We start from the raw sequence: 13,841 nt of genomic DNA, 5'->3' as shown, positions 1-13,841 counted from the left end.
CGTTAAGCGGGCGCTGAACGACGGATGGACGAACCGGATGCTGGTACCCAACGGACCGGGCAGCCCTAGAGGGAATTTTAACCCTCGCTTCCCCCGCCGCTCCCTTTCATCTCATCGTCCGCGTAATAAATGAGCCGCTCTCCCGGAGCGAACAGCTTGAACTTTTGATGCGGATAGGTGTGATGAACGTAGTCGACAAAATAGGCCGGATTTTCCGTATTGAAAGCGAAAAGGTCGTAGTGCATGGGAACAATCAAGTCCGCTCCGATTCCGACTCCCAGATCCGCCGCTTCCCGGAAGTTCATATTGCCCATGAGATTCGCTTCGTATCTCTTGATATCCCGGCCGTTAATAGGCAGGCAGGCGATATCGATCCGGTGCGGCCGCAGCGTCTCCAGCAGGCCCGCGTACCCGACCGTATCTCCGGCATGGTACAGCGTGACCCCGTTCAGCTCCAAAACATAACCGAGATACTTGTGGTCCCCGTTCTCGTCCGTTTCGAAGTCTTCATGCTTACCGGCCACGGGTGTAATCCGCATATCCCGGAAATCGATCATTTGCCCCGCCCGGGCCCCGATAACCGCATCCGGAGCAATGCCGAGTTCAGTCAGCTGCGGCACTACCGGGGCTGGGCAAATCCACGACGCTTGCGGGGATGCGATAGCTATCGCGCGTACGGTGACCGGATCCAGATGATCGGGGTGATCGTGTGTGATCAGGACGAGATCCGCATGCCCGATAAGCTCCGGGGAAAGAGGCGTTTCGAATTTGCGCGGCGAATTGCCGAATTCTTCATCTATGTAATTGCTTAAATAAGGATCCACATATCCGATGATTCCCGCCGCTTTGAAAGCCATTCCCTCCTGACCCAAATGCCATAGCGCAACAGCTTTATCCGGAACGAGCGTACGGTCGATTTGTCCGATGATCGGTTCGCCCCGCTTGGTTTTGTCTTTGTCTTTTTTATCTGCCACCTTAAGATCGCTCCTTTTCGCTGGATTGAAAACTCCATCAGGTTTTTTAGCCGTTTTTTCCCTGTCTCAAACAGTATTCCGGTTTTTGGCAGAGCGGGGCGTTTCGGTTTCCCGCAGGAAGTATACTATAATGAGTATGGCATTATTCCGCTAAGCGCATGGTAAAATCCCAGGACGGAAGGAGCTGACTCTATTGATTATCGATATTTTTCAAGATACCGTCTGTCCCTGGTGCCGGATCGGCAAGTCCTATCTGGCGGAAGCCCTCGGTTTATGGAAAGGCGAACATGTCACTGTCCGCTTCCGGGCCTTCCGCCTCGACCCGTCTATCCCGCCTCAGGGCGTTCCTTTTGCGGAAGCGATGAACCGGAAACTGCAGGACTCCGGCGGTGAAAAGCTGCAGGCTTTACTGGACGGGGTAACCCGTGCCGGCCGGCAGGCAGGCGTCCCCTTCCGCTTCGACCGAATTACGACGATGCCCGATACCCGGCTTTCTCACCGTCTGATCGCCGCCGTACCGGAGACTTCTAAATCGCTCGTTCTCGACCGTATATACCGGGCTTATTTCGAAGAGGGGCTCGATATCGGCAAGGAGTCCGTACTGCTGCGGATTGCCGGAGAATGCGGGTTAACTCCCGCCGAAATCTCCAAACGCCTTTATCACGAAGACGTCGAAAACAGCGTACGGTCCGATTACGCACTCGCTAAACGGCTGAACATAAACGGCGTACCCTTTTTCATCCTCAATAAAAAAGCGGGCTTCTCCGGAGCAAGACCTCCCGAAGCTCTGCTGGACTTAATGAAGCGCGTAAGCGAGGACCGGAATTAGCCGGTATGGGGAAGCCACGGCCAGAATGGCGATAACGTCTTGGCCCCGTACCGGCCCTCCTGCCGCCTGCACTCTGTTTCAACTGCGCTCGCAATAGGAAAACGGATTTCCTTTAAATTTTGCGCAATCCGGGCATACGTCCATGACAACCGCCCCCGCCCTTCATAGAATATCTTGTAAACCAAAGCAAACTAACACACTCGGGGAGGCGTTTATATGTCAGGTTACGGAACAGGCGGTATCGGTGGCGGTTGGTACACGAGCACAGCGGTGATTCTGGTTCTTTACATCCTGCTGGTTATCATTCTCGCTACATTCTAAGCAGGTTAACCAGGGTTTTACCGTCTTCACAATCGAAAAAAAACACAAGAAACGCCGCGGATACGCGGCGTTTCTTGTGTTTTATCAAGAGACGACCTGGTGAAGCAGCACTTCTTCCTCCGGACGTTCTTTGCGTACGATGAGCCGAACGATCCGCATATGCTCCACCTCGTCGATAATAAACTGAAGCGGGCCGAGATGGATGCGCTGGTTTTTCATAGGCGGAATCTCCACCTGGGAATAAATCCAGCCGCCGATCGTATCGTAATGCTCCGTTTCGATTTCCGTACCGAAGTGATTGTTCACTTCTTCGATAAGCATCATGCCGTCGATCGAGTACGTAAATTCGTCTTTCTTCTCCATAACGGGACGTTCATGGTCGAATTCGTCCTGAAGCTCGCCGACGATTTCTTCCAGAATGTCTTCAACCGTTACAAGTCCCGACGTGCCGCCGTATTCATCGATCAGCAGCGCCACTTCCGTTTTGCGTTTCTGCATCAGCTTCAGCAGCGTGCTGATCGGCATCGATTCCGGCACCGTCATGAGAGGTCGTATAATCTTGCGTATATCGTCAAGCTGGTCGCTTGCTTTTAGTAAATCCTTGATATGGACAAATCCGATAATGTTGTCCTTGTCCGGGTCGCAAACCGGATAACGCGTGTAAAGCTCCTGGATGGCCATTTCCTTGTTTTCCTCGAAAGAATGGGCGGCATGCAGGCACACCATTTCCGTACGCGGAATCATAATTTCGCGTGCGTTCGTTTCCGTGAACTCAAAAATATTATCCACCAGGGTAAGTTCCGTATTGTCGATCAGCCCGTTCCTGTGGCTTTCTTTCATCAGCAGGCGGATTTCGTCCTCCGTATGAACCGTGTCGTGGTCGCCCTCGGGTTCAATACCGGATTTGCGGAGCAGCCAGTTGGATGTTCCGTTCAGCATCCAGATGAAAGGATACATGATTTTGTAGAAAATCAGCACAGGTCCGGCAACCCAAAGAGTCACTTCTTCCGATTTGCGGATCGCATACGTTTTGGGAAACTGCTCCCCGATAATAATGTGAAACGCCGTAATAACCGAGAATGCGACGATAAAAGAAATGGTGTGAATAATAACAGGTGGTACACCAATGTTGACCAATAGCGGTTCGAGTACATACGCCACCGTAGGCTCTCCGATCCAACCGAGCGCCAAAGACGTCAGTGTAATTCCGAGCTGGCAGGCGGACAAATACGCATTCATATTCTGAACGATTTTGCCGGCGAAGCGCGCTTTCACGTTCCCTTCCAGGGCGAGCGCATCAATACGGCTTGCGCGCACTTTCACCATCGCAAATTCCGCCGCCACAAAAAATCCGTTCAGTAGAACAAGAACCACAATCAGTACAAAATTCAATAACACTGGTAAAGGGTCACTATCCAATTAATCCCTATCCGCCTCTTGGAAGCAGACAGGTACACCTCCTTTTAAGTTGAAAAATGAAAGATCAAAAAAGGTTTGAGTCTTTCCTACTTTACAGTATAGCGTCTCGCGGTTTTTGAAGTCAAAGCCAGGGATAGCCAGCATGAAGGCGCGAACCGGAGCATCTTCCGGATTGTGACACCCCTTTCGCACTTTTTGAGGATTTACTCCATGCTATTCGCCGCAGCTTGGAATTTATGCCATTTTCCGTGCCGTCACGGCCTTCTTTTTGGGCTTCCCGCATAACTTTCGTCAGGCATTCCCATATTAAAAATAGAACTTCATTAAAAAACTACCGCCGGGAGGAATGCGATTATGCCTGGTATCCGTTACCGGTCCTGCAGGCTGCTCGCCGCGGCCGTTCTGGTGGCAGGTGCGTCCCTGTTTGCGGGACCCGGAGGACTAGCGGCGGCCCGCCATGACGAGCCTCCGGCCGCCACTGTCCGAAAGGCAGCCATTATCATCGACGACCTCGGCAACAACATGAAAGGCACCGATGCGATTCTGGATTTGCCTTTTCCGATTACGGCTGCCGTAATGCCGTTTCTTCCCTCCTCTCACAGCGATGCGGAGAAGGCGTTCGGCAAAGGCCACGACGTGATCGTCCATCTTCCGATGGAGCCGCGCAGCGGCCGCAAGAAGCTGGCTCGGGCCCGGTGTGATAACCACCGACCTCAGCGACGGCGAGATACGCAAACGGGTTAACGCCGCCATTGACGACATCCCGCACGCAATCGGAGTGAACAACCATATGGGCTCCAAGGCGACGGCCGATGAGCGCGTGATGCGGCTTGTGATGGAAGTGCTGCGCGAAAGAGGACTCTTCTTTCTGGACAGCCATACGAATTACCGGAGCATTGCCTGCCGGGAGGCCAAAAAAGCCGGGGTGCCATGTCTGGAAAACCATCTTTTTCTGGATGATATCCATACGAAAAGCAAAGTAACCCAGCAGATTCAACTGATCGGCGCCCACTCCAAAGCGCACCAGCCCTGCATCGCCATCGGCCATGTCGGAGCCAAGGGCGAAATAACGGCCTCCGCCTTGCGGGATACAGTGCCGGGACTGAAGGATACACTGTCCTTCGTCAAGCTCAGCGAGTTATATAAGCCTCCCGCTCCTGAGACGGCTCCGTAAACAAGCGGATTGTCTCCGGCTTTATTTCCGGTACGGGGCGGGGCCGGTGACCGTTACGAGACGCTGTGACGCGTCCAATGAACAACGGACGAATGTAAACAAGAAGCCCTTGATCGGTTTAACCTGATCAAGGGCCTTTTGCCGTGAAAGCTTATCTTTTTCCGCTGAAGTTCCGATTTATAAGTTACCGGGGTCTTCCGGGTTAACCACGAATATAACCGGGCATTTGCCGCCGAGCGGCCTTCATGACTTGCAATAAGAATCGTTAACCTCGCTCATGAAAAGGTCCCATTCGTTCTCGATGCCGTTGTTATGTGTGATGACGAGAATACAAATCAATACGTCGGAAGCGTTTTATAGGAAAACTTTTAAAAATACTATCGAATCGGATCAAAAAAGAGCTGAATATTCAGCTCTTTTTTATTCGATATGCGGTTTATTCCGCATCCGCGGTAATATCCAGAATCACTTTCCCCTTGTTCCGGTTCGCTTCCATCCACTGGTGAGCTTCACGCACACGGCTCCACGGGAAAATCCGGTCTACGACCGGCTGGAGGGCACCGTCCGCGAAGCCGTGACCTGCCTGCTGCCAAAACTGCTGGGTCAGCCGGATTTTGTCCCCGCGGCTGCGGCTGCGCAGGGTTGACCCGATGATGGAAATCCGTTTCATCAGCAGAGGATTGAGATCAAAGCTCTCCATCGGAACTTCGGAACCGCCCGTCATGCCCACCAGGACGATACGTCCTCCTATGGCCGCACCCGCAAGATGGTCCGTAAAATACGGGGCGCCTACAAGGTCGAGCACAATATCGCTCCCGTGTCCGCCTGTTGCCTCTCTAAGCCAAGGGAGGAAGGAGCCTTCGCGGTAGTTCCAGCCGTATTCCGCGCCGAGTTCCCGGCAAAACTCAAGCTTCTCGCCCGAGCCTGCTGTCACCAGGGTATGGGCTCCGAATTCCCGGGCAAGCTGGATCGCCGCCGAACCGACGCCGCTCGCGCCGGCATGAATGAGCACATAGTCTCCTTCCGTCATTCCTCCCAGTTTAACGAGATTCAGATAAGCCGTAAGGAATGCCTCCGGAATAGCGGCTCCTTCCGCATAGCTGAGATTAGCCGGCAACCGCATCGCCATACCTGCGGGAACGGCTACCCTCTCCGCATAGCCGCCTCCGGGCAGAAGCGCGCAGACGCGCTCCCCTTCTCTCCAGCCGGTAACGCCGCTTCCTACACCTATAACAACGCCTGCCATTTCCAGGCCGAGTATGTCCGATTCCCCGGGAACCGCCGGGTATTTGCCTTCACGCTGCATCAGATCCGCACGGTTGAGACCCGCCGCCTTCACTTGAATAAGCAGTTCGCCTTCGCCCGCAACGGGATCAGGCCTTTCCCCGATATACAGCTCTTCCGGTCCGCCATATTGTTTGATCTGTACCGCCTTCATCGGGATCACTCCTCTGGTTGATAAACATCTGCAATAGGACTAGTATACCACGCGCTCCTGGTATTTGCTCATCCGCCCCCCGTGCAGGCAAAGTTGTTTCAACCAAGGTATACTTAAGCTATCCGCATAAATATCGGACAATGGGCACGGATTAATCCTACAACCGTATTTTTTTTAAAAAGAGCCCTTGCAGCCAATCGGCTATCAGCTATCAGCTATCAGCCCTCAACTTCCAGCAGTCAAACAGTCAGCCGGCCCTCAAAAACAGATCAGAAAGCGAGGACTCCAAGCATGGATCATTCCAACCGCATTTGCGACCTTTTCCAAATCCGCTACCCCCTTATCCAGGCCGGAATGGCCGGCGGAAGCACGACGCCGGCGCTCGTAGCCGCCGTATCCGAAGCCGGCGGCCTCGGAACGCTCGGCGCCGGCTATATGACGCCGGAGCAGATTTCCGCCGCCGTCCGCGAAATCCGCAGCCGGACGAGCCGCCCTTTTGCCGTAAACCTGTTCATCCTGCCCGAGCCCGGGCAAGGTCCTCATGAACAGGAACAGCGGCAAAAAGCCGGGGAAGCGTGGCGGCTGCTGGCTCCCCTGCGGGAGAAAACCGGCACCCGCGAGGAACGGCCGCCCGCCGTGTGGAGCGAATCGTACCGGGAACAGCTCGCCGTCCTCCTGGAGGAGCGGGTTCCGGTATTTAGCTCCACATTCGATGTGCCGGATGCGGCAACTCTCGCGGAATGCGCGCGTCTGGGCATCCGGACCGTCGGCACGGCGACCACCGTGCGGGAAGCCGCCGCGCTGGAAGAAGCCGGGGTCGACGCGATCGTCGCCCAGGGCAGCGAAGCCGGCGGCCACCGCGGCACGTTTCCCGGCGAGAACGACGGCGAGCCGCCGCTCGTCGGCACGATGGCCCTCGTGCCACAGATCGCGGACCGCGTCCGTGTGCCGGTCATCGCCGCCGGCGGGATCATGGACGGTCGCGGCATAGCGGCCGCGCTGGCTCTCGGGGCGGAAGCCGTGCAGCTTGGCACGGCTTTCCTCGCTTGCGCGGAGAGCGGCGCTCACGCCGCCCACAAGGAATCCGTGCTCGCCGCAAGCGACGAGTCCACCGTGCTGACGCGTGCGGTGTCCGGCAAGCATGCCCGCGGCATCCGGACGCCCCTGCTGGATGAGCTGCGCCCTTTGGACAGCCGGCTTCCTTCCTACCCTGCCCAGAATGCTCTCACCCAAGGCATTAGACGGAATGCCGCCAAAGCGGGCAATCCGGCTTATATGGCCATGTGGGCCGGCCAAGCCGCCTCTCTCGCTAGACGCGCAGGAGCCGCCCGGCTTATCGAAGAACTCGTCCGTGAAACCAACGAGAGGCTGAACAAGATGGGCGGACGGAAGCTTTGATCGTGATTGCGCTTTGCGACGGCCTACCGGCCTGCCGCATGGTGCAAGGATAGAGGATCGGGACGTTCAAACCAGCAATCCGTAAAACCTTGCAACCCGCTGAAATCGGCCCCCCGCCTAGTCGCCAAACCGTCTATTCACGCAAAAAAGCCTGCACGGAAAGGAAATCTCCCTTCCGTGCAGGTTTTTTTCATTTTAATGGCTTACTTCGTTTTCTTCACCCAATCGGCGATATCTTTAACGACGGAAGCCGGTGTGTTCGCCGGTTCGTTATATTCCGAACCGGTCGATTTCTCTTCTACCTCGGCAAATACGTGGTTCAGTTTCGGATACAGCTTGTATTCCACGTTCGAACGGTCTTTGAGGGCTTCTTTCCATTTGTCGAGATGATAAGAAAGCACCTGGGCATCGTTATCTCCCTGGAGGATAAGCATCGGCTTGTCCTGTTTTTTGGCGATTTCGGAAGCGGAATAATTGCGGAAATCCATCCACCAGTAAGCGTTGCTCAGCGCCAGATCCTTCGGCAGATTAGTTACGGAATACTGCGGGTCTTTGATCAGTTTAATCTGCTGCTCCCAGAAAGCGATCTGCTGCTCCAGCATGCTCGTATCAAGACCGCGTTCCCGGCTTACTTCCAGCTGGTACTTGGACTGCTCCAGCACGACGTCCTCGATGGAATTCGTCGGTCCGGCCATTACGACGGCACCGGCCAGTTTCACGTCCTTAACTCCGTCGATAATGCGCGGAACGACCATTCCTCCCTGGCTGTGACCCGCTACGAAAATGCGCTGGGGATCGATATCCGCCGTCTTCGCCAGTTGATTCACCGCGTATACGGCATCCGCTACAGTCTCGTCTTGTACGGTAAAGGTCGGCGTCGCCGATTTGAAAGGATGCTCGCGCGTCACTTTCTCGTAACGGAGAGTGGCGATTCCTTCGGCCGCCAGACCGACCGCCAAATCCCGGAACAGCTTGGAGCCGCCGATCGACTCGTTGCGATCGTTGGCGCCCGAGCCGTGAACGAGGACGACGACCGGATGCGGGCCCGGTTTAGCGGGCAGCGTAAGAGTTCCCGGAAGTGCGAGCCTGCCTTCGCCGAGCTTCACTTCTTTTTCAACATAAGCGCTGGAATCGTCGTAAGACGGCTTCCGGTAAGTATCCGGAGAATAGTAGGGCGGTATGTATAAATCGTCGATACGTTCCTGCTTGTCGAACCGGACCGTCATCTGGAACGGCAGGGTGCTCTGCGTTTCGTAAGTCAGATACACATTCTCATGAACGGAATTGCTTGTCGTTCCGGCTTCAAGCTGTCCGTTGATCGTTCCGTACATGTTCGTGTAGTACTGCGATATGTAGTACAGCTGATTGGCATTGAGGGATTTCTTGAGATCCTCGTTAAAATACGAAACCGCGCTCTCACTTTCCCCCTGCAGCCAGTGGCTCGCGAAGGCGCTTGCGGCGGCCTTCAAATCCCCTTTCGGGATGATGAGCTTGCCGGATTGCGGATCCCAGGAGACAGCCGTGTGCAAAGCCTCCGTCAAGAACTTCAGAGGAACGAGCGTTTTATCGTCCTTGATTTGGACCGCAGTCCCTAAATCCACTTCTTTATCGTTGATCCGGGCCGTAGATTTTCCGATCGTGAGCGTGATCGTATCGCTTCCAAGCGACAAGGTTACGCTCCGCTCTTCATTGTTCCAGGCTACCTTTGCACCGGCCGTTTCGCTTACGAGACGCAGCGGGGCAAGAACAACTGCCCCCTGTTTCAAATCGGCAGCGGGAACGGATCCGGCTGCCGGTGTATCCGCGGAAGCGGCTCCCGCAGGCAGGGCACCGGCAAGAAGCATGGAAGCAATCACGGCGGATTGCCAGACAGGCAGACGTTTTTTCATGGGGTCACCTCAATATAGAAATAGTTGGAGAAACTAGCAGCCTCTTTCTAGCAGCCGCCATCTATCAGTATAGCACAATCTTCCAGACGGTCGACGGGACTTAAGTAGGAAGTACGCCAAAAAGACAGGTTCCGCGGGAACCTGCCTTGATTAAGAGTCATTTATACGCGGCCCAGGAAGGCGCCCAGCATCCAAACGTGCTTCTGCAGCGTTGCCTGAAGTTCCGTCAGCATATCGGCCGTCGGCTCGTCGCTTTCTTCTTCGGCGGCGGCGATTCCTTCCTGCAGGAAACCGATCAGCTGCTGGAAGTCGGCGCGCACGGCTTCCGCCATCTGCTCAGCGGTTTCCGAGCCCCCGGCTTCTTGGAGACGGGCCAGTTTCAAAACCTCGGCCAGCGTCGCAACCGGTTTGCCTCTAAGCGCAAGCACCCGCTCGGCGATCTCATCGATATACTGAGCCGCTTCGTTATAAAACTCCTCGAATTTCTCGTGAAGCGTAAAGAAATGAGGACCGCTGACATACCAGTGGAAATTGCGCAGTTTCATGGAAAGGACCGTCCAGTCGGCGGCCAGTTGATTTAATTGGGTCGTAGTTTTCGCTTGGGTCACAGTTTTCATGGTTAGTTTCCTCCTTGGATGATAATCGCTAGGGTTCATTTATTCTTGTTTTGTTGCCGTAAATATAGTTTACCACCGCCCTTATTTAAAATCAATACTTAATTATAATAATTCTAAATAAGGCGTTGTGAAAAAGGGCAGGAGTTCACTCCCGCCCTTTGGCCGACACCCTGTGTGACTCGACCGACCCCGCGCTGCGCCGCGCCGCAACATATTCCAGAGATTCGAGCGCATTGGATATTAATCGTCTTTTTTGGCTAAAGCCGCCTTAAGTGCATCCCCGAGACTCGACCCTAAATCTTCTTGCTTGCTGTACTGTTTGACGAGCTTCTGCTGCTGGTGCTTGGCGACTTTCCCCGTACTTTCTCCCAGCACTTCGACGACGTTGCACGGGAGACACTGGACATATTTGCCCGCTTTGCCGGTTTTCAGCTCCATCTTCTTGTGGCACTGAGGGCAGCGGCGGTTAACGAGCTGCTTCTCCGCGGAACGGCGGTATTCGCATTCGCGGTTTGCGCATACGAGCATTTTGCCCCGCTTGCTTTTCCGCTCCATTAACCTTTCCCCGCATTCGGGACACCGGCTGTTCGTCAGGTTGTGGGGCTTGTATTCCGTTTGGCTTGTTCTTACGCCGGTTACAAGCTGCTTCGTCATATCGCGGATTCCGCTGAGGAACGTTTCGGTGCGGCCCCTTCCGCGGGCGATATCTTCAAGCTCCTGTTCCCACTTGGCCGTCAGCTCGGGAGAACGCAGCTCCTCGGCAACCAGCTCGATTAGCTGCGTCCCTTTGCCCGTCGGGTGGAGGGACCCGCCTTCGCGTTCGATCGTATCGGAGCTGACGAGCTTCTCGATAATTTCCGCCCGGGTCGCAGGCGTACCGAGATGGTGCTTCTCCATCTGCGTCAGGAGTGTCGCCTCCGTATGCCGCTTCGGCGGCTGGGTCCGGTGCGTGCCGACCCGGCAGCGGACCGCTCCGGCACTGTCTCCGGCGGACAGCGCGGGAAGCTCCTGCAGATCAGCGCGGTCAGCACCCTGGCCGCCGTCCTCCTCGTCGCCGTCTCCGGAGTCCGCGGCTGTCCCCGGGCCGTATACGCTCCGCCAGCCCGCATCCTTCACGACGCGGCCGGCGACATGGAACGGTTCGCCGTCCACTTCGACGACCATCAAAGTCGTCTCGTATCGGGCGGCCGGATAGAACAGCGCGAGAAAACGGCGGACGATAAGGTCGTACAGCTTTCTCTCATCGGTTGAGAGAGCGGACAGATTCACATATTCGTCCGTCGGAATGATCGCGTGGTGATCGGACACTTTCGAATCGTCCACGATCCGTTTGGACACGGGCAGCGGGCCCTTCATGAGCGGCTTCGCAAGCGGCGCGTACGGGCCGACGGCCACGGACTGGAGCCGCTCCTTGAGCGTGCCGGTCATATCGCTGGTGAGGTACCGCGAATCCGTCCGCGGGTACGTCACGAGCTTATGCTGCTCGTAGAGCCGCTGGAGCGTCGAGAGCGTATGCTTCGCCGAGAAGCCGAATCGGCGGTTCGCATCCCGCTGGAGCTCCGTCAAGTCGTAGGCGAGCGGCTGAGGCTCCGTCTTCTCGCTCTTCTTGACGGAGACGACTTTGCCGCTCTTGCCCGAGACGCGCTGCACGAGCTCGTCGACGCGCTCGCGCTCAAACAGGCGGCTCTCGCCCGAGCGCTGGCGCCATATCCCTCGGAACGCGCCGAAATCCGCCTGCACGGTCCAGTATTCCACGGACCGGAAATTGCGGATTTCCTTCTCGCGGTCCATGATCATGCCGAGCGTCGGGGTTTGGACGCGTCCGGCCGATAGCTGCGCGTCGTACTTGCTCGTGAGCGCGCGGGTGATGTTGAGGCCGATCAGCCAATCGGCCTCGGCCCGGCAGACCGCCGACTGGAACAGGCGGTCGTACTGTTTGCCGGGTTTCAGGTTCGCGAAGCCTTCGCGGATCGCCTTATCGGTCTGCGAAGAGATCCACAGCCGCTGGAAAGGCTTGTTCCACCGGATCATTTCCATGATCCAGCGCGCGACAAGCTCGCCTTCGCGGGCGGAGTCCGTCGCGATGATCAGCTCCGTCAAATCTTTGCGCTTAGCCAGATCCGCAATGGCACGGAACTGGTGGGACGTTTCCTTCAGCACTTTAAGCTTCATGCGGCCCGGAATAATCGGCAGGTCTTCCAGATTCCACTTCTGATAACGGGTATCATAATCTTCGGGCTCCGCAAGGCCGACAAGATGCCCAAGAGCCCAGGTTACCACATGTGAGGGTCCTTCGAAATACGATTTATGCTTTTGACCGCAGCCGAGCACACGGGCGATTTCTTTGGCCACGCTCGGCTTTTCGGCCAGTACGAGTGATTTGCTCATCTATTTCTCCTTTAATAAACCGGTAACGGACCGGAAAGCACATGAGGTGCTTATTGGGTACCGTTCCTGCTGTATCGTGCTTCTATTGTAAAAACGTTTCCGGGGCCTCGTCAACCAAAGACGCTTTCCGGAGGGTTGGTCCCGTCCAGGGAAACGGAAAAACCCGCCGGATTGCGGCGGGTTCATCATGGCCGGGAAGAGCGGCGGGCTAAGCGGTCCCCTGCAGTTCTTCCCCCGATTCGCGGTCGAGCTGACTGAAACGGAGCAGCAACAGGCCGGCCAGCACCGAAACGACGGCTCCGGCCGCGAAAGGAAGACCGCTTTGGATGCCGAAGAGCGAAGTTCCCGTAATCGGCCCCGCGATGCGGCCCAGGCTGTCCATGGACGAGCTGAGGCCCGTTGTGACCCCTTGACCGTGCCGGGTGCGCTGGGTGAGCAGCGAGTTGATGCAGGGCCGGATCATCGCGTTGCCGGCGCTGAATACGGTCAAGGCCAGCGTAGCCGACCAGAAACCGGAGGAGCCGAGCACGAGCAGGAAGCCTGCGGCCGAAGCGAGAAGTCCGCCGAGAATGGCGGCCTTTTCCTTCTTTTTCTTGGCAATGACCCGAACGAGTCCGCCCTGCACCAGCGCATCGGCAAATCCGCTGAACATAAACATCAGACCGATCTGCAGCGGCGTCACGCCGAAACGGGCGATCTGGAAATACTGGAAAGTCGCTTCCAGACCCGCGAGCGAGAAGGTGACGAAGAAGGTCATCAGGTACAAATAGCCGAGCTTTCCGCGCAGCAGAGACCAGCGGGACGGCTTGTCCCCCTGCTGTCCCCTGTTTTCCGGCAGCGACTCTGTCAGCTTCAAAAATCCGCCGCAGAAAATACCCGCCGACAAAAGCGCGGCTCCCCAGAACGGAAGTGACAAACTGACCACGCTCAAGGTTCCTCCGATCGCCGGGCCGAAAATAAAACCGAGTCCGATCGACATTCCGACAAAACCCATCGATTTGGTCCGTTCCTCATGAGTCGTAATATCCGCCACGTAAGCCAGCGCGACTCCGCTCAGCGCTCCCGAGCAAATGCCGCCCAAAATGCGGGATAAATAAAGAAGCGGCAGATTCGTTCCCGCCAGCGCGAGCAGAACGAAGGAAATCATAAAGCCGAAAATTCCGGTCAGCAGAACGGGTCTGCGGCCGATTTTATCCGATAGGCCTCCCCATAAAGGAGAGACCAGGAAGGACATGACGGAGTATATGGAAAGAACCCACCCCAGATGCGTCCGTCCGTTCGGTATTCCATGCAGCAGCTCGGGCAGGACGGGAATGATCAATCCGAATCCGAGATAGACGGTAAACATCAGCAGCATGATGAACACGACACGCTTGTTCATACGATCGGCCCCT

Annotated in this window: 12 protein-coding genes; 5 read left to right on the top strand and 7 right to left on the bottom strand. The window is 56.1% G+C overall.

From position 1 onward, the window contains the following. Positions 1 to 77 precede the first annotated feature (77 nt). A complete protein-coding gene (locus ABC395_RS08270) occupies positions 78 to 974 on the bottom strand; it encodes an MBL fold metallo-hydrolase (protein WP_413002189.1) in 897 nt (298 codons plus the stop codon). A gap of 193 nt (positions 975 to 1,167) precedes the next feature. Between ABC395_RS08270 and ABC395_RS08265 the strand changes: the two genes are divergently transcribed. Together ABC395_RS08265 and ABC395_RS08260 are read left to right on the top strand one after the other, a co-directional pair. After that, positions 1,168 to 1,803 (top strand): DsbA family oxidoreductase, encoded by a 636-nt coding sequence (locus tag ABC395_RS08265; RefSeq protein WP_413002187.1) that lies wholly within the window; start codon positions 1,168 to 1,170, stop codon positions 1,801 to 1,803. Between the two features lie 216 nt (positions 1,804 to 2,019). After that, entirely contained in the window at positions 2,020 to 2,124 is a 105-nt protein-coding gene (locus ABC395_RS08260) for a sporulation protein YjcZ (RefSeq protein ID WP_219819049.1), read from the top strand. An 84-nt stretch (positions 2,125 to 2,208) separates the two neighbouring features. Here the strand turns inward: ABC395_RS08260 and ABC395_RS08255 are convergent, their stop codons facing one another. Then, entirely contained in the window at positions 2,209 to 3,522 is a 1,314-nt protein-coding gene (locus ABC395_RS08255; RefSeq protein WP_413002185.1) for a hemolysin family protein, read from the bottom strand. Positions 3,523 to 3,897: 375 nt separating this feature from the next. On the opposite strand from ABC395_RS08255, the gene ABC395_RS08250 reads away from it, so the two are divergent. Both ABC395_RS08250 and ABC395_RS08245 read left to right on the top strand, forming a co-directional pair. After that, positions 3,898 to 4,287 (top strand): divergent polysaccharide deacetylase family protein, encoded by a 390-nt coding sequence (locus ABC395_RS08250; protein ID WP_413002183.1) that lies wholly within the window; start codon positions 3,898 to 3,900, stop codon positions 4,285 to 4,287. After that, positions 4,241 to 4,717 carry a divergent polysaccharide deacetylase family protein gene (locus tag ABC395_RS08245; protein ID WP_413002182.1) on the top strand — a complete coding sequence of 159 codons (477 nt, stop codon included), beginning with the start codon at positions 4,241 to 4,243 and terminating at the stop codon, positions 4,715 to 4,717. Before ABC395_RS08250 ends, ABC395_RS08245 begins: the two co-directional genes overlap by 47 nt. Before the next feature lie 436 nt (positions 4,718 to 5,153). Here ABC395_RS08245 and ABC395_RS08240 read toward each other — a convergent pair whose 3' ends face one another. Then, positions 5,154 to 6,155, bottom strand: a complete 1,002-nt coding sequence (locus tag ABC395_RS08240) for an NAD(P)H-quinone oxidoreductase (protein ID WP_413002180.1) — start codon at positions 6,153 to 6,155, stop codon at positions 5,154 to 5,156. A 291-nt stretch (positions 6,156 to 6,446) separates the two neighbouring features. Here ABC395_RS08240 and ABC395_RS08235 point away from each other — a divergent pair, with 291 nt between their 5' ends. After that, on the top strand, positions 6,447 to 7,553 hold the full coding sequence (locus tag ABC395_RS08235; protein ID WP_413002178.1) for an NAD(P)H-dependent flavin oxidoreductase: 1,107 nt from the start codon (positions 6,447 to 6,449) through the stop codon (positions 7,551 to 7,553). A 203-nt stretch (positions 7,554 to 7,756) separates the two neighbouring features. Here the strand turns inward: ABC395_RS08235 and ABC395_RS08230 are convergent, their stop codons facing one another. The 4 genes from ABC395_RS08230 to ABC395_RS08215 all read right to left on the bottom strand — a co-directional run bounded on the left by ABC395_RS08230 (position 7,757) and on the right by ABC395_RS08215 (position 13,828). Beyond that, positions 7,757 to 9,442: an alpha/beta hydrolase family protein gene (locus ABC395_RS08230; RefSeq protein WP_413002176.1), complete on the bottom strand. Its 1,686-nt coding sequence runs from the start codon at positions 9,440 to 9,442 to the stop codon at positions 7,757 to 7,759. Positions 9,443 to 9,603: 161 nt separating this feature from the next. After that, entirely contained in the window at positions 9,604 to 10,059 is a 456-nt protein-coding gene (locus tag ABC395_RS08225; RefSeq protein ID WP_413002175.1) for a Dps family protein, read from the bottom strand. A gap of 240 nt (positions 10,060 to 10,299) precedes the next feature. Further along, complete coding sequence (locus tag ABC395_RS08220; RefSeq protein ID WP_413002173.1) at positions 10,300 to 12,447, bottom strand: DNA topoisomerase III; 2,148 nt, start codon at positions 12,445 to 12,447, stop codon at positions 10,300 to 10,302. Positions 12,448 to 12,655: 208 nt separating this feature from the next. Continuing rightward, positions 12,656 to 13,828, bottom strand: a complete 1,173-nt coding sequence (locus ABC395_RS08215; protein WP_413002171.1) for an MFS transporter — start codon at positions 13,826 to 13,828, stop codon at positions 12,656 to 12,658. Positions 13,829 to 13,841: the final 13 nt, after the last annotated feature.

Source organism: Paenibacillus canaveralius (assembly GCF_047238265.1).
Classification (GTDB): Bacteria; Bacillota; Bacilli; order Paenibacillales; family NBRC-103111; genus Paenibacillus_F.
Note: the sequence above shows the minus strand (reverse complement) of the source record. Positions and strands in the feature narration are given on the sequence as shown.